The sequence below is a fragment of the Streptomyces sp. NPDC034670 genome (assembly GCF_055574875.1).
Map to the genome: position 1 here is coordinate 1 of NZ_JBVITR010000044.1, position 19,777 is coordinate 19,777.

Genomic DNA, 19,777 nt, shown 5'->3' on the forward strand with positions numbered 1-19,777 from the left:
CCCCCCCCCCCCCCCCCCCCCCCCCCCCCCCCCCCCCCCCCCCCCCCCCCCCCCCCCCCCCCCCCCCCCCCCCCCCCCCCCCCCCCCCCCCCCCGAGCCGGTTGCGATGAAGCGTCAGCGGACGTGGTCCACGTCGACGAGGTCGACCCGGACACCACGGCCGCCGATGGCGCCGACGACGGTGCGCAGAGCGCGTGCGGTGCGGCCGTTGCGGCCGATCACCTTGCCGAGGTCGTCCGGGTGGACCCGGACCTCGAGCACCCGCCCGCGGCGCAGGTTGCGCGAGGCGACCTGCACATCGTCAGGGTTGTCGACGATGCCCTTCACGAGGTGCTCGAGAGCCTCCTCGAGCATGCTCAGGCCTCGGTCGACGCGGACTCGGCGTCGGCCTCGTCCTTCTTCTCAGCCTTCTTCTTCTGGGTGATCGCCTCACCCTTGCCCTCGTCCTCGCCGCCGAGCGCCTCGAACGACGGGCGGGCGGGCTTCTCGGCCTGCTGCAGCAGCGGGGCCGGAGCGGGCTCGCCCTTGTACTTCTGCCAGTCGCCGGTCTTCTTCAGGATGGCGAGCACGGGCTCGGTCGGCTGGGCGCCGACGCCGAGCCAGTACGCCACACGCTCGGCGTCGACCTCGATCACCGACGGGTTGTACGTCGGGTGGTACTTGCCGATCTCCTCGATGGCCCGGCCGTCACGGCGGGTACGGGAGTCGGCGACGACGATGCGGTAGTGAGGCGAACGGATCTTGCCCAGACGCTTCAGCTTGATCTTGACTGCCACGGGAGTGGGTTCTCCTGGATTTGACGTGGTTGGGCACGGCGAGAGAAGCCGCGTGGGGTTGCGGTACCCGAGTGCCCGATGGACGCGTCAGCCGGAGGAGAGAGGGATCCTGTGCGGCTGTCGAGTACAGCTAGCCATTGTGCCACACGGCGCAGGGCCACTCGGACCGGAGGGCGCATGAGAAAAGGGCGCCCTCGGAGCCGCCCGGTGTCAAGGGGTGCCGTCTCCCCCGCCCCGGCCGCGCGGGCGGGGGAGGCGGCACCCTGTTCGGTTTCGTCGTCCGCCCGTCCTTCCGGTACCCACGAGATACCGAAGAGGGTCAGCTCGCCGCTCCCACGACCTCCGGGATGCGGAAGGGCTTGCCGCAGCCCCCGCAGACGATGGGGGCCTGGGCCAGGACCGAGGGGACGACGCGGACGTTGCGGCCGCAGTCGCAGACGGCCTTGACCCGGACCCCGCCGCCGGAGGAGCCGTGCCGGGCGGCCGGACCGCGGAAGCTGCGGGCGGTGTCGCCCGCGGTCGCCGCGGAGTGGGCCTTCAGGGCACGCTGCAGGCGCTCGATCGTCGGACGGTAGCGGCGCTTCGCCTCGGGAGTGAGCGTGACCAGCGAGAAACCGCTGCTGGGATGCGGCTCCTCGGGGTGGTCCAGGCCCAGTTCCTCCGCGATGGCGAGGAACCTGCGGTTGTGGTAACGGCCGGCACGGGAGGTGTCGCGCACGCCGCGCGCGGCGGCGACGCCGTGGACTGCTTCGTGCAGCAGTCGCTCGAAGGAGAGTTCGTGACCGCACGCGGACGACGACTCCCCGATCAGGGACTCGGGCGCGGCAAGATCGGGCAGCTCGGGGTGGTGCCGCTGGATGTCGGCCCACGCCTGCGCCAGCTCTGCGGCGAGAACAGGTGGTGTCTGTGTCGTGCTCACGTAATGACAACGAGCCGGGGTGCCTCTGTGTTCCGATTCCGGGGCATCCCAAATATTTTGCACGTACCCGTCAGTCGCCACTGATGCATGCCGACGAGGGCGGGTGCGCTGAACTGCGGAGAAGCCTCACAGGTCACCGCAAGGTGGTGCGTAGGCCGACGTACGTCCACCCGTCTGCCGCCACCGCCCCGGAACGGGGCCCTCACGGGCCGCTCCGGCGTGGCGCGAACTGCCCGTCCGCGTGCGCCGGCGCGCCGGGGGCCCGTCGGTGCGCAAGAGGCGTTTCCGGCCGCTCTCGCGGGGGAGCCGTCCGGCCCCGCGCCGCGCGGGCCCGGACCGCACGCTACCGGGTGTCCCGCCGGCCCTCCGCACCGCCCCGCCCCGGTCCGTACCGGTGCGCACCGTCCCGCACCCCGGCGGATCATGCGGCCCCGGATTGCCGGAATGTGAATTCTTGCCACTGGCACGAGCAACCACCAAACCACCGCCCCGCCCCACTGGACGACGCGTCGAGGGCGGAGTTTCCTGGCATACGGGGGAAGTGCGAGCGCACTGCACGGGGGCCAGGGAATCGGGCACTGCGGCAACTCTCGGCTGATTGGGGCGCTTACCTATGACACCTACGCTCGTGCGGCAGCACCTGCCTCACACGGGGGCCGTCCCCCGCGTGGACCTGCGTGCACGCGCGCGTGACTGGTCCGAGATACAGGAGAGGATGCTCGTACCGCTCTTCGAGGCCGTCTACGAGCGACTGGACGTGGGGCCCGCGACGCGGCTGCTCGGCCTCGGCTGCGGCTCCGGGCTGGCCCTGCTGCTGGCGGCCTCGCGCGGCGCCGCGGTCACCGGTGTCGACACCTCCGCCGACCGGCTGGCCCTCGCGCGGGAGCGGCTGCTGCCCGACGAGCGGGACGCCCGCGCGCGGACGGGCGCCCGGATCGTGGAGGGCTCACCCGCGGACGCGGCCCGCGCGGACGCGCCCCCGTACACCGTGCTGACCGCCTTCGAGCCGATCGGCTGCCTCGCGGGGGACGCGGAGGGGCTGGGCGACCTGCTCGCCGAGGCGACACCGCTCGCCGGGCGCGGGGCGGCCGTGGTCCTGGCCGGCTGGGGTCCGCCGGAGCGGTGCGCCACGGCGTCCGTGCTCCGGGTGACCGCCGGGCCGGCGGAACCCGTGCGCGCCGCGCACGCCTGGCGCCCCGCGCACCGCGACGACCTGGAGCGGGTCGCCCGGCGGGCGGGCCTGCGGCCGGACGGCTCCGGACGGGTGGCCTGCCCCTTCGGCTACGCCGACGTGGACAGCGCGGTGCGGGGCCTGAGGTCGACGGGGCTGTTCGACCCGGCGATCACCGCCACGGACCAGGCGCAGGTGGACAAGGAACTGGCGGAGGCGCTCCACCCGTACCAGCGGCAGGACGGCACCGTGTGGATGCCCAACGTGTTCCGGTACCTGATCGCGCGGACGCCGTGAACCCCGCGCCGGCGCCCTGACGCCACGGGCCCCGGGGGCCGCCGGACACGCCTGCGGGGCGCCCCCTCGTACGAGGAGCGCCCCGGTGCGGTTCCGGCGAGGGCGTCAGCCCATGAACTTCTTGAACTCCTCGGGGAGCTCGAAGTCCTTGCCGCCCTGCTGCGGCAGCCCGAAGGCGTTGCCGCCCTCCGCGGCGGCGGCGCGGCGCGCGGCCTCCTCCTGCTCCTGCTGCTTGCGCTTCATCGGGTTGCCGGAGCGCTGCTTGCCCTTGGCCTGCTTCTGCTTCTTCTTCGTCCGGCCGGGACCGCCGCCCATGCCCGGCATGCCGGGCATCCCCGGCATGCCGCCGCCCTGGGCCATGCGGGACATCATCTTGCGGGCCTCGAAGAACCGCTCGACCAGGTTCTTCACCGCGCTGACCTCGACACCGGAGCCCTTGGCGATGCGGGCGCGGCGCGAGCCGTTGATCAGCGTCGGGTCCTGGCGCTCGGCCGGGGTCATCGACTTGATGATGGCGGCCGTGCGGTCGACGTCGCGCTCGTCGAGGTTGTTGATCTGGTCCTTGATCTGGCCCATGCCGGGCAGCATGCCGAGCAGCTTGCTGATGCTGCCCATCTTCCGGACCTGCTCCATCTGGGCCAGGAAGTCGTCCAGGGTGAAGTCCTGGCCCTTCTTCGACGCCAGCTTGGAGGCCATCTTCTCGGCCTCTTCCTGGCTGAACGTCTTCTCCGCCTGCTCGATCAGGGTGAGCAGGTCACCCATGTCGAGGATGCGGGAGGCCATCCGGTCCGGGTGGAAGGCGTCGAAGTCGTCGAGCTTCTCGCCGTTGGAGGCGAACATGATCGGCTTGCCGGTGACCTGGCGGATCGACAGGGCCGCGCCACCGCGGGCGTCGCCGTCGAGCTTGGAGAGCACCACGCCGTCGAAGCCGACGCCGTCCCGGAAGGCCTCGGCGGTGTTGACCGCGTCCTGACCGATCATCGCGTCGACGACGAACAGGATCTCGTCGGGCCGGACGGCGTCGCGGATGTCCGCGGCCTGCTGCATCATCTCCTGGTCGATGCCCAGGCGGCCGGCGGTGTCCACGATCACGATGTCGTGGACCTTGGTCCGCGCGAAGTCGAGGGAGTCCTGGGCGACCTTCACCGGGTCGCCCACGCCGTTGCCCGGCTCGGGCGCGTAGACGGCCACGCCGGCGCGCTCGGCCACGACGCTGAGCTGGTTGACCGCGTTCGGACGCTGGAGGTCGGCGGCGACCAGCACCGGGGAGTGGCCCTGGTCCTTGAGCCACTTGCCGAGCTTGCCCGCGAGGGTGGTCTTGCCGGCGCCCTGCAGACCGGCGAGCATGATCACGGTCGGCGGCTGCTTGGCGAAGCGCAGCCGGCGGGTCTCGCCGCCGAGGATGGTGACCAGTTCCTCGTTGACGATCTTGAGGACCTGCTGGGCCGGGTTGAGCGCCTTGGAGACCTCGGCGCCGAGGGCGCGCTCCTTGACGTTCTTGATGAACGCGCGGACGACCGGAAGGGCCACGTCCGCTTCGAGGAGGGCGATGCGGATCTCGCGCGCCGTGGCGTCGATGTCCGCCTCGGACAACCTGCCCTTGCCGCGCAAGTTCTTGAAGGTCGCTGAAAGGCGATCGGAGAGAGTGTCGAACACGGCGGCGTCGGTCCTCGGAGTCGGTGACGGGCTGGTGAATCGCCCTCCAGGGTATCCCGGACGGGCAAGTCGCCGGAGTGTCCTCACCCACGCAGGGTCTCCTCCAGTCCCCGCGCCACCGCAGCGGCCTCCTCCCGGGGAAGGGGCCCCCGCTCCCTTCCCGGCCTCCGGTGACGTAGAAGGCGTCCACGGCGTTCGCCCCCAGCGTGCTCACGTGCGCGCTGCGCACCCGCACCCCCGCGTCCTCCAGCGCCCGCCCGATCCGGAACAGCAGCCCCGGCGCGTCCTGGGCCCGGACCTCGATCACGGTGGCGTGCCGGGAGGCGGCCGGGGCGACGGTGACGCGCGGCGGCGGTGCGGCCGGGCCCCGGCGCCGGGGGCGGGCGGCGTCCCGTCCGGCGAGGCGGCCGGCGACGTCCAGGGTGCCGTCCAGGGCGCGCACGAGGTCCGCGCGCAGCCGGGCGGCCCGGGGCAGGGAGCCGTACTCGGCGGCCACGCGCCAGTCCAGCAGCAGCACGGACCCCTCGACGCCGTCCGGCAGTTCCACCGCCCTCAGCTCCGCGGTCCGCACGGTCAGCCGGTGCAGGGCGAGCACCCCCGCCGTCGCGGGCAGCACGCCCGGCCGGTCGGGGACGGCGACGAGCAGTTCCACGCCCAGCGGTTCCGGATCGCCGGCGGGCTCCCGCCGCTCGGCGGGCGGCCCGGTCCGCGTCCGCAGCGCCAGCACCGGACCCCCCGTGGCGACCGCCTCGAGCGCGAGGCGCTCCTGCTCGACGGTGGGCGCGCTCCGCGCGGGCACGGCGGGGGCGTTCCCCGCGAGCACCGCCGAGACCCGTTCCACCAGGCCGGCGACCAGCGAGGCGCGCCAGGACGACCAGGCGGCGGGGCCGGTGGCGAGCGCGTCGGCCTCGGTCAGGGCGTGCAGCAGTTCCAGGGTGCCCTGGGAGCCGACGGCCCCGGCGACCGCGCGCACGGTCGCCGGGTCGTCCAGGTCGCGCCGGGTGGCGGTCTCCACGAGCAGCAGGTGGTGGCGCACGAGGGTCGCGATCACCGCGACGTCGTGAGGGCCGAATCCGACGCGGGCGGCCACGTCCCCGGCGACGGCCTCGCCGGCCACCGAGTGGTCGCCGGGCCGGCCCTTGCCGATGTCGTGCAGCAGCGCGGCGACCAGCAGCAGGTCGGGGCGGCCGACCCGGCGGGTGAGCGCGGAGGCGCGCACGGCGGTCTCGACGAGGTGCCGGTCGACCGTCCACAGGTGCACGGCGTTGCGCTGCGGCCGGCAGCGCACCCGTTCCCACTCGGGCAGCAGGCGGGTGATCAGGCCCCCGGCCTCCAGCGCCTCCCAGACCTCGACGGCGGGGCGGCCGGAGCCCAGCAGGGTGACGAGTTGCTCCCGGGCCTCGGCGGGCCAGGGCGTGGGCAGCGGACGCGCTCCGGCCGCCATGCGCCGTACGGCGTGCGGGGAGAGCGGGAGCCCGGCCTGGGCCGCGGCGGCCGCCGCCCGCAGCGGGAGCACGGGGTCGCGTTCGGGGCGTGCGGCGCGCGCGAGCACCACCTCGCCCTCCTGCTCCACCACCCCCTCGGCCAGCGGGGAGCGCTCGGTGGTGGGCCTCCCCCCGCCCAGCGGGGTGCGCGGTCCCGGCCGCGCGGCCCGGGACCGCAGCACGCGCCCCACTTCGCGCCAGGTGACGTCACCGGCGTACGCGATGACGCGGGCCGCCTCGTACACCTGCCGCAGCAGCGCGTCGGCGTCGGGCAGTCCCAGCTCGGACGCCACCTGGTCCTGGTCCTGGAGCGCGAGCCGGTCGGTCGCGCGGCCGGTCGCCAGGTGCAGTGCGTCGCGTACGTCGAGGAGCCGGCGGCGGGCTCCGGCGAGGCCCTCGCGCGGGGCGTCGGCGAGCCAGGAGGCGGCGACGGCGCGCAGTGCGGTGGCGTCGCGCAGTCCGCCGCGCGCCTCCTTGAGGTCGGGTTCCAGGAGGTACCGCAGCTCGCCCTGGCGTGCGGCGCGTTCGGCGCACAGCTCCCGCAGTTCGGGGAGCCGTCTCGGCGCCTGGTTGCGCCAGTCGGCCAGCACCGCCGTGCGCAGGGAGGCGGTGAGGCCGGGATCGCCGGCGAGGTGCCGGGCGTCGAGCAGTCCGAGCTGGACCTTGAGGTCCTCGCCCGCGGTCCCGCGGGCCTCCTCCGGGGTGCGCACGGAGTGGTCGAGGGCGAGGCCGAGGTCCCAGACGGGGTACCAGAGCCGGTCGGCGAGGGCGGCGACCGCGCCGGGGTCACCGCCGTCGTGCAGCAGGAGCAGGTCCAGGTCGCTGCGCGGGGACAGCTCCGCGCGGCCGTAGCCGCCGACGGCGACCAGGGAGACGCCGCGCGACCGGGCTGTTCGCGGCCGGGGCGCGGCGGCCGCGAACAGCCCGGCGAGCCACGCGTCCGTGAGGTCCGCGAGGGCGGTGCGGCGCGGCGGCCCGGACCGCGCCCCCTCGGTGAGCAGGCGCAGCCGGGCCGCCGCGTAGCCGCCGGGTCCCGCGTCCTTCGTCCCGTCGTGCGTGTCCGTACCCGTCACCCGGCGACTCCCGCTTCCGTCGGTCCGTTCTCAGAGCGCGTCCGGACCGCGCTCGCCGGTCCGGACCCGTACGGCCGTCTCGACCGGGACCGACCAGACCTTGCCGTCGCCGATCTTCCCGGTGCGGGCCGCCTTGACCACGACGTCGACGAGCTGTTCGGCGTCCTCGTCCTCCACCAGCACCTCGATGCGGATCTTGGGCACCAGGTCGACGGTGTACTCGGCGCCGCGGTAGACCTCGGTGTGGCCGCGCTGGCGGCCGTAGCCGCTGGCCTCGGTGACGGTCAGGCCGTGCACCCCGAAGGCCTGCAGGGCCTCCTTGATCTCGTCGAGCCGGTGCGGCTTCACGACGGCGGTGATGAGCTTCATGCGTCCACCTTCCTGTTCTCGGCCGGGGCGGCGGGGGCGCCGGCGGCGGTGCGGGCCGCGCCTCCGCCGGCGCCGCTGAAGTCGTACGCGGTCTCGGCGTGCTCGGCCTGGTCGATGCCGGCCACCTCCTGGTCCTCGGAGACGCGCATGCCGATGGTCCGGTCGAGGAGGAAGGCCAGGACCGCGGAGACGACCAGGGAGTAGGCGAGGACGCCGAGGACACCGGCGCACTGCTTCCAGAACTGGTCGAGGCCGCCGCCGTAGAGGAGGCCCGCGACGTCGGACTGGCCCCTGCCGGTGGCGAGGAAGCCGACGAGCAGGGAGCCGAGGATGCCGCCGACGAGGTGGACACCGACCACGTCGAGGGAGTCGTCGTAGCCGAACCGGTACTTCAGGCCGACGGCCATGGCGCACAGCACGCCGGCGACGGCACCGACCGCGATCGCGCCGAGCGGGGAGACCGCGCCGCCGGCCGGGGTGATGGCGACCAGGCCCGAGACGGCGCCGGAGGCGGCGCCCAGGGTGGTGAAGGCGCCGTGGCGGATCTTCTCGTAGGCGAGCCAGCCGAGGACCGCGGCGCCGGTGGCGACCTGGGTGTTGACGAACATCAGCGCGCCGACGCCGTCGTCGTTGCCGAGCCACGAGCCGGCGTTGAAGCCGAACCAGCCGAACCACAGCAGGGCCGCGCCGAGCATGACCAGCGGGAGGCTGTGCGGGCGCATCGGGTCCTTCGTGAAGCCGACGCGCCGGCCGATGACCAGGATCACGCCGAGCGCGGCGGCACCGGCGTTGATGTGGACCGCCGTGCCGCCGGCGAAGTCGATGACGCCCAGTTCGAAGGCCCAGCCGCCGGAGCCCCAGACCCAGTGCGCGACCGGGAAGTAGACGACCGTGGCCCACAGGGCGACGAACAGCGCCCAGGCGGTGAACTTCACGCGGTCCGCGAGCGCGCCGCTGATCAGCGCGGGGGTGAGGACGGCGAACATCAGCTGGAAGACCAGGAAGACGAGGACCGGGACGGTGTAGCCGTCCCAGAGTTCGGTCGGGCCGATGTCGCTCAGGCCCACCCAGTCGGAGTTCCAGCCGATGACGCTGCCGGAGTCGGTGCCGAACGCCAGGGAGAAGCCGTACAGCACCCACAGGACGGTGACGATGCCGAGGCTGATGAAGCTCATCATCAGCATGTTCAGCGTGCTCTTGACGCGGACCATGCCTCCGTAGAAGAAGGCCAGGCCCGGGGTCATGAGCATCACCAGGGCGGAACAGATGAGCATGAACCCCGTGTTGGCGGCGGAGAGCGTGGGTGCCTCCGCGGCCAGGGTGACGGCTGGTGCCATCGGCGTCTCCTCGTCGTTGGTACGGCCCCGTGCGGGCGAAGCCTGAGCGGGTGGAGGGGCGGGCCGGTTATGCGCCATGAGACTGGCGCAGCGCGGTTTCGCCGGAGGCCCCTCGCTGTTTCGCCGCCGTGACGAAGGCACCGGGCGTGTTACGGGTCGGTGAACCGCCGGATCCGGACGGCACCGGCCGTTGCCGTGGGGCGGCCTTCACCGCGCGGCACGGCGACCACCCCCCGGGGAACCACGACGGCGGACGGCCCCGCCCGCGAGAACGGCGCAGGTTCGGGCGCGAAAGGGGACCGGCCGCGGCCGGCCTCCGAATGACCTGGCATGGGGGAGCCGAGTCGGGCAGTTCGGGAGGGCCGGCCGCGGCCGGGGCTCAACGGTTCCTCGGGGGCGTCAGACCGCCTCCACCGTCTCGGGAAGCTCGACCGCGAGCCGCTCGGTGAGGTCGACGACGTCGGCGAGGTCCCCGAAGTCGCGTACGGCCGTGTCGACCGTCTTTCGGATACGGGTGTTGACGCGCTCGGAACGGACCTTCTTGGCCGCCTTGATGGCCTCGGTGGCGAAAACCACGCTCTGTTCGGGCTCCCGCTGGAGCAGGTGCACCGTGGCCATGCCGATCAGGTTGAGGGCGTAGGACCGCTGGTGCTCGCCGCTCTCCTGGCCGAACAGCTCCACGGCCCGCTGCATGAGCGGCTCGGCGAGGGAGGCGTAGGTGGGGCTGCGGCCGGCGACGTAGGCGAGGTCGCGGAAGGAGTGGGCGTTCTCCGCGTACAGCTCGGCCTCGGAGAAGAAGCGGATCCAGTCGGGGTCCGGCTCGTCCCACTCGGCGGCCTCGGCGAAGGTGTCCTCGGCCATCCTGACCGCCCGCTTGCACCGGCCGGGCTGGCCCATGTTGGCGTAGGCGCGGGCCTCCATCGCGTACAGCATCGACTGGGTGCGCGGGCTCGCGCAGTCCCGGCTGCCGTACTGGGCCAGGTGGATGAGCTCCAGGGCGTCCTCGGGGCGGCCGAGGTGGATCATCTGGCGGCTCATGTTGGAGAGGACGTAGGAGCCGAGCGGCCGGTCGCCGGCCTCCTTGGCGGCGTGCAGGGCGAGCACGAAGTACTTCTGCGCGGTGGGCTGGAGCCCGACGTCGTACGACATCCAGCCGGCCAGTTCGGCCAGTTCGGCGGCGACCTTGAACAGCCGCCGGGTGGTGGCCTCGGACTGGGGCTCCTGGAGCAGGTCCGTCACCTCGTGCAGCTGGCCGACGACCGCCTTGCGGCGCAGGCCGCCGCCGCACTGGGCGTCCCACTGCCGGAACATCACGGTGGTGGTCTCCAGCAGGTCCAGCTCCGGCTTGGACAGCCTTCCCCGGCCCCGCCCGGAGGACGACACCGGGTCCGGCTCCGGGCGGGACCGCGGGGCGGACGGAGTGGGGACGAGCCAGCGCTGCATGGGCTCGATGAGGGGCGGACCCGCGGAGAGGGCCAGCGAGCTCCCGAGGAAGCCGCGCCGCGCCAGCATCAGGTCGCTGCGCGAGAACTCGCTGAGCAGGGCCACGGTCTGCGGGCCTGTCCAGGGCAGGTCGACGCCGGTCGCGGAGGGTGACGGGCGGGCGGTGCGCAGGCCCAGGTCCTCGACGGAGACCACGACGCCGAAGCGCTCGGAGAACAGCTCGGACAGGATCCTGGGGATCGGCTCGCGCGGATTCTCGCCGTCCAGCCAGCGGCGCACGCGCGAGGTGTCGGTGGAGATGTGGTTGGCGCCCAACTGGCGTGCTCTGCGGTTGACCTGGCGGGCGAGTTCGCCCTTGGACCAACCGCTGCGGACGAACCACGAGGCGAGGAGTTCGTTCGGGCGCTTCTCCGTGCCCGCAGCGTTCGTCCCGCCACCGCCGTTGCCGCTCACTGGAACGCCCCCATCCCTGAAGACCACTTGTCGCCGAGTGCGCCAAGCCTTATCAGAATGCCGGTTGTCAGGGCCGCCCGTCCGGCGGTTGTCACCCCTCGAACGGAAAGCCGAGTTGCCTCCGGCATACCCGCGCGTGCACGTACTCCAAGAAGCCGTGCACGCAGCGTAGTCTCACGATCACCCGTCCCACCATGACGGAACCGCAATCGCCACCATTCGCCACCCCTTCGAATGAACTCACGATCGCCGACCCGCGATTGACTTGACACAGGGTGGCCAGAGCGGGTGCGGCGATGTGCGCGAGGGCGCGCATCGCGGAACGCACCACCCCCGACGCCCCCGGGCGCCGACTGAGCGGAGCGGCGCGGGGAAGCCGGAATACAGAGGGTCACGTTTCGTGTCCGCTGCGTGACCGCCGGTGCGTCGGACCCGTTGGAGGGGGCATGGGCTTCACGATCGGCATCAGTCGGGGCATCCGCGACATCCGGTCCGGCTCGCGCCGCCGGGGGCGCTCGTCGGACGGCACCGCCGTGGCGGAGTACACCGGACTGTGGGGCTGGGACGTGGTGCCGGGGGCCCGGGCCGCCGCGGGCGCCTGCTCCTGCGGCCGGACCCGCTGCCGGACCCCGGGCGCGCACCCCCTGGACCCCGCCCCGGTGATCCCCGCCGGCACGCCGCTGGACGCGGTGACCGGCACCTGGGCCGAATTCCCCGGGGCCTCGGTGATGCTGCCGGTCGGGCGGGCGTTCGACGTCATCGACGTCGCCGGGCCCGCCGGGCGCCGCGCCCTGGCCCGGCTGGAGCGCATGGGCCTGCCGGTCGGCCCGGTCACCGCCACCCCGGACGGCCGCGCCCACTTCTTCGTCGCGCCCGGCGCCGCCGCCGCGCTGCCCGAGCTGCTCTACCGCATGGGCTGGGACGACCCGGTCGCCCTCGACCTGCGGGGCCTCGGACCCGGCGCGCACATCACGGCGCCTCCGTCCGACCGGGGCGGCCTCGGCCCGGTGCGCTGGCTGCGCTCCCCCACCCTGGACTCGGCGTCCCGGCCGCCCGAGGCCCGGCTGCTGCTCGGCACGCTGGCGTACGTGGCGCACCGGTCACGGACGTGACCCCCGGCGCCCCGGCGCCGGTCGCCGGACGGCCCACCGGTCCCGTACACGGCGAAGCGCCCGTCCCCCGGACCTCGGGGGCGGGCGCTTCTTCGCACGGGCGGGACGGACCTTGGGCACTCAGTCCCCGAGGAGCGCGTCCACGAACGCCTCCGGCTCGAACGGCGCCAGGTCGTCCGCGCCCTCACCGAGACCGATCAGCTTCACCGGGACGCCCAGCTCTCGCTGGACGGCGATCACGATGCCGCCCTTGGCCGTGCCGTCCAGCTTGGTGAGGACGATGCCGGTGATGTCGACGACCTCGGCGAAGACCCGGGCCTGGACGAGTCCGTTCTGACCGGTGGTGGCGTCGAGCACGAGCAGCACCTCGTCCAGCGGGGCCTGCTTCTCCACGACGCGCTTGACCTTGCCGAGCTCGTCCATGAGACCGGTCTTGGTGTGCAGACGGCCGGCGGTGTCGATGAGCACCGCGTCCGCGGCCATCTCCTTGCCCTCCTTGACCGCGTCGAACGCGACGGAGGCCGGGTCGCCGCCCTCGGGGCCGCGCACGGTGTGGGCGCCGACCCGCTCGCCCCAGGTCTGGAGCTGGTCGGCGGCCGCGGCCCGGAAGGTGTCGGCGGCACCGAGGACGACGGTGTTGCCGTCGGCGACCAGCACCCGGGCGAGCTTGCCGGTGGTGGTGGTCTTGCCGGTGCCGTTGACACCGACGACCATCACGATGCCCGGCCCCCCGGCCGCGTTCTCCGTGTGCACGGTGCGGTCCATCTCCGGGCCGACCAGGGTGATCAGCTCCTGGCGGAGCAGGTCGCGCAGTTCCCCGGGCGTACGGGTGCCGAGGACCTTCACGCGCTCGCGCAGCCGCTCGACCAGCTCCTGCGTGGGCTGTACGCCGACGTCGGCGGTGAGCAGGGTGTCCTCGATCTCCTCCCAGGTGTCCTCGTCGAGGTGCTCGCGGGACAGCAGGGTGAGCAGGCCCTTGCCCAGGGCGTTCTGCGAACGGGCGAGCCGGGCGCGCAGCCGGATCAGACGTCCGGCGGTGGGCTCCGGGATCTCGATCGGGGGAGCCTCGACGGTGGGCGGCTCCTCGACGGTGACGGGAGCGGGGCCGCCCGGAAGATCAACCTCCTCGATGGTGCGCCGCGGTTCCTCCCGCGGCGTCTCGGCCTCTTCGCCGACGTGCGGCTCGGCCGGGGGGGCCGTGATGTCGGGCGCGGCGGGCGGGGGCGGGGGCAGCGGCTTCTTGCGCCTGCTCCCGACGATGAGCCCGCTGAGCGCGCCGAGCACGACCACGGCGATGACTACAGCAAGGATGACGATGTCCATAACGGGTCCAGTATCAGCCATGGACACCTCCCCGCCCCGGTGCCGACCCGCGCCGGACGGACCGCGCCGCACGGCGCCGGCACTCCGGTCCCGCGCCGGCCTGCGGTTCCCTCGTACGGCGATGCGCACGGGACGCCGCCCCGGCCCGGACGGTACCGGGCCGGGGCGGCGGTGGGGGGTACGAGGAGAGGGGCAGCGGGGACTTGAGCCCTTCTCCTCGGGTCTCCTCGGGCCGCGGGACGGGGCGGACCCGTCCCGCGCGGGAGGGCGGGTCAGCCCATCTCCTCCAGCGCCTTGCCCTTCGTCTCCTTCACGAACTTGAGGACGAACGGGATGGAGAGCGCGGCGAACACCGTGTAGATCACGTAGGTGACGGACAGGTTCCAGTCGGCCAGCGACGGGAAGCTCGCGGTGATGGCCCAGTTGGCGATCCACTGCGCGGCGGCGGCCACGCCCAGGGCGGCGGCACGGATCCGGTTCGGGAACATCTCGCCGAGCATGACCCAGACGACCACGCCCCAGGAGAGGGCGAAGAAGAGGACGAAGATGTGGGCGGCGACCAGGGCGACCCAGCCCTGCGTGGCGGGGAGCTTGCCGTCGACGAGGTCGTAGGAGAACGCCCAGGCCTCCAGCGCGAGGCCGATCACCATGCCGACGGAGCCGATGATCGCGAGCGGCTTGCGGCCGATGCGGTCGACGAAGATCATCGCGATGACGGTGCCGACGATGTTGATGATCGACGTGGTGAAGGAGTAGAAGAAGGAGTCCGTCGGGTCGACGCCGACCGACTGCCACAGCGTCGAGGAGTAGTAGAACGCGACGTTGATGCCGACGAACTGCTGGAACACCGACAGGCCGATACCGATCCAGACGATCGGCTTGAACAGGAAGCTGCCGCCGAGCAGGTCCTTGAAGCCGGACTTCTCCTCGCGGTGCATCGCCGACTCGATCTCGGTGACGCGGGCGTTCAGGTCGACGTCCTTGCCCTCGACCTCCTCGAGCACCTGCCGGGCGCGCTCGTGCTTGCCGACGGAGATCAGGTAGCGCGGGGACTCGGGGATGGCCAGGGAGAGCAGGCCGTAGAGGACGGCGGGGACCACCATGACGCCGAGCATGAGCTGCCAGGCCTCCAGGCCCATCAGCTTGCCGCGCTGGTCGCCGCCGGCGGCGTTCAGGATGCCCCAGTTGACCAGCTGCGACGTGGCGATGCCGACGACGATCGCGGCCTGCTGGAAGGAGCCGAGCCGGCCGCGGTAGGCGGGCGGGGCGACCTCGGCGATGTAGGCCGGGCCGATGACGGAGGCCATGCCGATGGCGAAGCCGCCGACGACGCGCCAGAAGGCGAGGTCGTACAGCGAGAACGGCAGCGCGGAGCCGACGGCGCTGACGGTGAACAGGACCGCGGCGATCTGCATGCAGCGCAGGCGCCCGATGCGGTCGGCTATGCGGCCGGTGGTCGCGGCGCCGATGGCGCAGCCGATCAGGGCGATGGCGATGACCTGTGCGAGGGCGGCGGAGCCGATGTCGTAGCGGTCCCGGATGGCCTCGACGGCGCCGTTGATCACGGAGCTGTCGTAGCCGAAGAGGAAACCGCCCATGGCGGCCGCCGCCGCGATGAAGATGACGTGCCCGAGATGTTCGGGATGAGCCGTCCCGGCTCCTGACTTCTGCGCCTGCGCTGTGCTGGTCACGTGTACTCCTCGGGCCACCGGCAGCGTCGCCGGATGGGGGGTCAGCCCTTCGAGGTCCACCTGAAGGTACCTGAAGGTAAAAGCGTTGAAGCAGAGACTATGTGTTCAAGTTCCGAAGTCAATAGAGCGTTATTGAGAAGTTTCCCGGAGGTTACGGAGTACCTGTGTTCAAAACTTGAAGGAGAAGGGGAGGATGCGGGTCAGAAAGGTGTAAATGGCACGGACTCAGCGGAGACGCTGGCTGATGACCTTCGACACACCGTCGCCCTGCATGGAGACGCCGTAGAGCGCGTCGGCGACCTCCATGGTGCGCTTCTGGTGCGTGATCACGATCAGCTGCGAGGTCTCCTGCAGCTCCCGCATGATCCCGATCAGCCGCTGGAGGTTGGTGTCGTCGAGCGCGGCCTCGACCTCGTCCATCACGTAGAACGGGCTGGGCCGCGCCTTGAAGATCGACACGAGCAGGGCCACGGCGGTCAGCGACCGCTCCCCGCCCGAGAGCAGTGACAGCCGCTTGACCTTCTTGCCCGGCGGACGCGCCTCGACGTCCACGCCCGTGGTGAGCATGTGGTCGGGGTCGGTCAGCACGAGACGCCCCTCGCCGCCCGGGAACAGGCGGGAGAAGACGCCCTCGAACTCGCGGGCCGTGTCCCGGTAGGCCTCGGTGAAGACCTGCTCGACCCGTTCGTCGACCTCCTTGACGACCTGGAGCAGGTCCGCGCGGGTCCTCCTCAGGTCCTCCAGCTGCTCGCCGAGGAACTGGTGGCGTTCCTCCAGCGCCGCGAACTCCTCCAGGGCGAGCGGGTTCACCTTGCCGAGCCGCTGGTACGCGCGCTCGGCGGCCTTCAGGCGCTTCTCCTGCTCGGCCCGGACGAAGGGGCGGGGCCTGTTGCGCGGGTGCTCCGGGTCCTCCGGCAGCTCCTCGCCCTCGGCGGGGGGCGAGGGGGGCACCGGCTGCTGCGGGCCGTACTCCGCCACCAGCACTGCCGGTTCGACACCCAGTTCCTCCAGCGCCTTGGTCTCCAGCTGCTCGATCCGCAGCCGTTTCTCGGCGCCGAGTACCTCGCCCCGGTGAACTGAATCCGTCAACTTGTCGAGTTCCGCCTTGAGATCGCGTCCCTCGGCCCGGGCGCGGGCGAGTTCCCGCTCCCGGTGGGCCTTGGCGGTCTCGGCGGCGGTGCGCTCCTCGTCGGCGCGGGCGAGGGAGACCTCGACGTGCGCCAGCAGCTGCCGGGCGCCGGAGGCGACGGCCGCGGCGACGGCCGCCTCGTGCCGCAGCCGGGCCCGGCGCTGCTCGGCGCGCGCGCGTGCCTCGCGCTCCGCGCGGGCGGCCCGGTCCAGGGAGTCGGCCCGCCCGGCGAGCCCCTTGACCCGTTCCTCGTGGGTGCGGACCTGGAGGCGGGCCTCCATCTCGGTCTGGCGGGCGTTGGCGCCGTCGGCGGCGAGCCGGTCGCGCACGGAGGTGTCGGGCTCCTCCGCCCCACCTTCCCCGAAGGGGGCGCTCTCCTCCGCGACGGCGAGCCGCTCGGCGAGTTCCTCGACCTCCGCGAGCGCCTCGTCGAGGGCTTCCTGGGCCCGGGCCGCGGCGGCGCCGGCCCGCTCGGCCTCCCCGGCGGCACCGCGCGCCTGCCCGGCGAGCCGCCCGAGCTGCTGGGCGACGGCGGACTTCTCCCGGTCCGCGGCCCGGCGCCGCTCCCCCAGTTCCTCCACGAGGGCCGCGCACCGCGTGCGCCGCTCGGCCGCCGCGGTCTGCTCCCCGGCCAGCTCCTCGCACCGCACGGTCAGTTCCTCCAGCTCGGCGGCCGCCTCGTCCACGGACGCCTGCACTTCCAGGAGGCTGGGCGCCCCGGCGGACCCGCCCTGGGCGAAGTGCGCCCCCAGCAGGTCGCCCTCGGCGGTGACCGCGGTCAGATCGGGCCGGGCCCGGACGAGGTCCTCGGCCTCCTCCAGGGTGCCGACGACGACGATCCCGCGCAGCAGCCGCCGCACCGCGGGCATCAGGGCGGCGGGCCCGCGCACCAGGTCGGCGGCGTACGGCGGCCCGTCGGTCCGCGGCTGCCGCGGTACGTCGTCGGGGGCGCCGGCGAGCAGCAGGGCGGCGCGGCCGGCGTCCTGCTTGCGCAGCAGGCGGAGGGCGTCGGCGGCGTCCGAGGGGGACGTCACCGCGAGGGCGTCGGCGGCGGCCCCGAAGGCGGCGGCCAGGGCGGCCTCGTGGCCGGGCGTCACGGTGAGGAGTTCGGCGGCCGGTCCCAGCAGTCCGGCGAGCCGGTCCTCGGCCGCGAGCAGTGCTCCGGTGCCGTCCTTGCGGCGCAGGCCCAGGGCGAGGGCGTCGTGGCGGGCCCGGGTCGCGGCGCGCTCGCGCTCGGCCGCGGCGGCCGCCTCGCGGGCGGCGCTCAGGGCGCTCTCCGCCTCGGCCAGCCGGCGCCTGGCCTCCTCGTGCCGCTCGGCGAGTTCCACGTCGTCGGCGTCGAGGCCGTCGACCTCCGCCTGCAGCGCCTCGTACTCCTCCTGGGCGGCGACGGCACGCTCCCGGGCCGCGTCGCGGGCGGCGGCCAGGCGTTCGATCTCGGCCTGGGCGGCGGCGGCACGCGAACGGGCGGCGCCCACCTGGCCCCTGAGCCGGGCGAGCCCTTCCCGCCGGTCGGCGATGGCGCGGGCGGCGTCCTTCAGCCGCCGTTCCTCCCGGGCCAGCTCACGCTCCAGTTCGGCGCGGTGGGCGACCGTGTCCTCCAGGGCGCGTTCGGCCGCCTCCAGGGCCGCCTCCAGCTCGGCCTCCTGTTCGCGGACGCGGGCGGCCTCACGCTCCATGTCCTCGGGGTCGCGGCCGCGCCGCTCCTCGGGGGGTGCGGAGGTGGCGCTCCTCACCCGCGCGTCGGCCAGCGAGACCGTGCCGCGCACCCGCTCGGCGAGCTGGGAGAGTTCGTACCAGGTCCGCTGGGCGTTCTGCAGCCGCGGGACGAGCCGGCGCACCTCCTCCTCCAGCAGGGCCTCGCGCCGGAGGGCCTTCCTCAGCTCCTGCTCGGTCGCCTCCTTGCGCTCCTTCAGGGCGGCCTCGTCGGCGATCTCGGCCGCGAGGGCCTCGCGCAGCCGCACGAGGTCGTCGGCGAGCAGGCGCAGCCGGGCGTCGCGCAGGTCGGCCTGGATGACGGCGGCCCTGCGGGCGACCGCCGCCTGACGGCCGAGGGGCTTGAGCTGCCTCCTGAGCTCGTCGGTGAGGTCCTGCACCCGCGCGAGGTTGGCCTGCATCGCGTCCAGCTTGCGCAGCGCCTTCTCCTTGCGCTTGCGGTGCTTGAGGACGCCGGCGGCCTCCTCGATGAAGGCGCGGCGGCCCATGGGGTCGGCGTGCAGCACGGAGTCGAGCTGGCCCTGGCCGACGATGACGTGCATCTCACGGCCGATGCCCGAGTCGGAGAGCAGTTCCTGGATGTCGAGGAGACGGCAGGTGTCGCCGTTGATCTGGTACTCGCTGCCGCCGTTGCGGAACATGATCCGCGTGAGGGTGACCTCGGAGTACTCGATGGGCAGCGCCCCGTCGGAGTTGTCGATGGTCAGCGACACCTCGGCGCGGCCCAGCGGCGGGCGGCCGGTGGTGCCGGCGAAGATGACGTCCTCCATCTTGCCGCCGCGCAGCGACTTGGCACCCTGCTCCCCCATGACCCAGCTGAGCGCGTCCACGACGTTGGACTTGCCCGAGCCGTTCGGCCCCACGACGCAGGTGATGCCCGGCTCGAACCGGAGGGTGGTGGCCGAGGCGAACGACTTGAAGCCGCGGAGAGTCAGGGCCTTGAGGTGCACGCCGTCGGACTCTACCCGCCCGCCGAGGAGGTCTCACTCCATGAACGTGCGGTTTCGCCGGTGAACGCGCAGGGCACACCAGACGTTGAAGACGGTGAAAGGATGCGCGGGGCAGGGAGTGCCGGGCAGGGGGCTCGGCTCGGGGGCGAGGACGCGGGGGCGAGGGGGACAAGAAAGAAGGGACGCCGAGGCGTCCCTTGCCATTCTGACTGCCGAGCAGTTGTGACGGGCGGCCCGACCACTGCTGTGCCGTTGTGGAGCGATGCAGTGATCAGGTGAGCGCAGGCTCCGCCTGGTGTGCGTCAACGCTCTCCGTGATCCTGTCGTGAGAAGCGGCAGCCGCCAGCGCGTCCTTCTCCGCCTGGATCCGTACGAGCTCGGATTCCAGGTCCTGGACGCGCTGCTGGAGCCGTCGCATCTCGGCGAGGAGTCGAGGGTCGGAGCCGCCGACGTAACCGAGAAGCGCCTTTGCCATGATGGATGGTCCTCCACAATGAGTGACCGACCGATGCGGTGTGGGTCGTGAGGGATGTGCACCCGCGGTGCTTGGCAGGCCTGGAGTTGTGCTGCCGTTCAGCCATGCCAAACAGCTAAGGTGCGCGGGGCTTTCAGCGTCTCACCAAAAAGTTTGACGGTCAACACGATCACGCCCCGTATCGGCGGACAACCGGGCGTGCACGGCCGGGAAGGGCGGTGCCGCGAGTCCTGCGGGTCCTCGGGGGCGTGGCGATCATCTTCGCGGGTGGAGCTTCCCATGACAAGCCGTCATTGGCAATCACCTGGACGTTTTCCCCGACCGAGGGCTGGGGGGGGGGGGGGGGGGGGGGGGGGGGGGGGGGGGGGGGGGGGGGGGGGGGGGGGGGGGGGACACCTGCAGG

Annotated in this window: 13 protein-coding genes and 1 pseudogene; 2 read left to right on the forward strand and 12 right to left on the reverse strand. The window is 73.2% G+C overall.

Going from position 1 to position 19,777, the window contains the following annotated elements:
• Positions 1–114: 114 nt before the first annotated feature.
• The 3 genes from ACZ56B_RS24905 to ACZ56B_RS24915 all read right to left on the reverse strand — a co-directional run bounded on the left by ACZ56B_RS24905 (position 115) and on the right by ACZ56B_RS24915 (position 1,695).
• Positions 115–354, reverse strand: a complete 240-nt coding sequence (locus tag ACZ56B_RS24905; protein ID WP_003973401.1) for an RNA-binding protein — start codon at positions 352–354, stop codon at positions 115–117.
• 2 nt (positions 355–356) lie between these two features.
• Positions 357–776, reverse strand: a complete 420-nt coding sequence (gene rpsP / locus ACZ56B_RS24910; protein ID WP_468794795.1) for a 30S ribosomal protein S16 — start codon at positions 774–776, stop codon at positions 357–359.
• A 319-nt stretch (positions 777–1,095) separates the two neighbouring features.
• Positions 1,096–1,695 (reverse strand): hypothetical protein, encoded by a 600-nt coding sequence (locus ACZ56B_RS24915; protein WP_004982951.1) that lies wholly within the window; start codon positions 1,693–1,695, stop codon positions 1,096–1,098.
• Between the two features lie 613 nt (positions 1,696–2,308).
• On the opposite strand from ACZ56B_RS24915, the gene ACZ56B_RS24920 reads away from it, so the two are divergent.
• Positions 2,309–3,163, forward strand: a complete 855-nt coding sequence (locus ACZ56B_RS24920; protein WP_468794798.1) for a methyltransferase domain-containing protein — start codon at positions 2,309–2,311, stop codon at positions 3,161–3,163.
• Between the two features lie 105 nt (positions 3,164–3,268).
• On the opposite strand, the gene ffh is transcribed toward ACZ56B_RS24920, so the two are convergent.
• From ffh to nsdA, 5 genes and pseudogenes are all read right to left on the reverse strand, one after another.
• Positions 3,269–4,819: a signal recognition particle protein gene (gene ffh, locus ACZ56B_RS24925; protein ID WP_468794801.1), complete on the reverse strand. Its 1,551-nt coding sequence runs from the start codon at positions 4,817–4,819 to the stop codon at positions 3,269–3,271.
• An 83-nt stretch (positions 4,820–4,902) separates the two neighbouring features.
• Positions 4,903–7,376: pseudogene (locus ACZ56B_RS24930) on the reverse strand ([protein-PII] uridylyltransferase).
• 30 nt (positions 7,377–7,406) lie between these two features.
• Positions 7,407–7,745, reverse strand: a complete 339-nt coding sequence (locus tag ACZ56B_RS24935) for a P-II family nitrogen regulator (protein WP_053644524.1) — start codon at positions 7,743–7,745, stop codon at positions 7,407–7,409.
• The gene (locus tag ACZ56B_RS24940; RefSeq protein WP_468794804.1) at positions 7,742–9,082 is read right to left on the reverse strand and encodes an ammonium transporter; all 1,341 of its coding nucleotides are present in this window, start codon (positions 9,080–9,082) and stop codon (positions 7,742–7,744) included. The genes ACZ56B_RS24935 and ACZ56B_RS24940 overlap by 4 nt, the downstream gene beginning before the upstream one ends.
• A gap of 399 nt (positions 9,083–9,481) precedes the next feature.
• Positions 9,482–10,978, reverse strand: a complete 1,497-nt coding sequence (gene nsdA, locus ACZ56B_RS24945) for a transcriptional repressor NsdA (protein ID WP_468794807.1) — start codon at positions 10,976–10,978, stop codon at positions 9,482–9,484.
• Positions 10,979–11,424: 446 nt separating this feature from the next.
• Between nsdA and ACZ56B_RS24950 the strand changes: the two genes are divergently transcribed.
• Positions 11,425–12,090: a bifunctional DNA primase/polymerase gene (locus ACZ56B_RS24950; protein ID WP_468794810.1), complete on the forward strand. Its 666-nt coding sequence runs from the start codon at positions 11,425–11,427 to the stop codon at positions 12,088–12,090.
• A gap of 120 nt (positions 12,091–12,210) precedes the next feature.
• Here ACZ56B_RS24950 and ftsY read toward each other — a convergent pair whose 3' ends face one another.
• From ftsY to ACZ56B_RS24970, 4 genes are all read right to left on the reverse strand, one after another.
• Positions 12,211–13,413, reverse strand: a complete 1,203-nt coding sequence (gene ftsY / locus ACZ56B_RS24955; RefSeq protein ID WP_468794917.1) for a signal recognition particle-docking protein FtsY — start codon at positions 13,411–13,413, stop codon at positions 12,211–12,213.
• A gap of 272 nt (positions 13,414–13,685) precedes the next feature.
• Positions 13,686–15,104, reverse strand: coding sequence for a sugar porter family MFS transporter (locus tag ACZ56B_RS24960; RefSeq protein ID WP_468794813.1), 1,419 nt, complete (start codon positions 15,102–15,104; stop codon positions 13,686–13,688).
• A gap of 225 nt (positions 15,105–15,329) precedes the next feature.
• A complete protein-coding gene (smc, locus tag ACZ56B_RS24965) occupies positions 15,330–18,899 on the reverse strand; it encodes a chromosome segregation protein SMC (protein ID WP_468794816.1) in 3,570 nt (1,189 codons plus the stop codon).
• A 271-nt stretch (positions 18,900–19,170) separates the two neighbouring features.
• Positions 19,171–19,374 carry a hypothetical protein gene (locus tag ACZ56B_RS24970; RefSeq protein ID WP_468794819.1) on the reverse strand — a complete coding sequence of 68 codons (204 nt, stop codon included), beginning with the start codon at positions 19,372–19,374 and terminating at the stop codon, positions 19,171–19,173.
• Positions 19,375–19,777 lie beyond the last annotated feature (403 nt).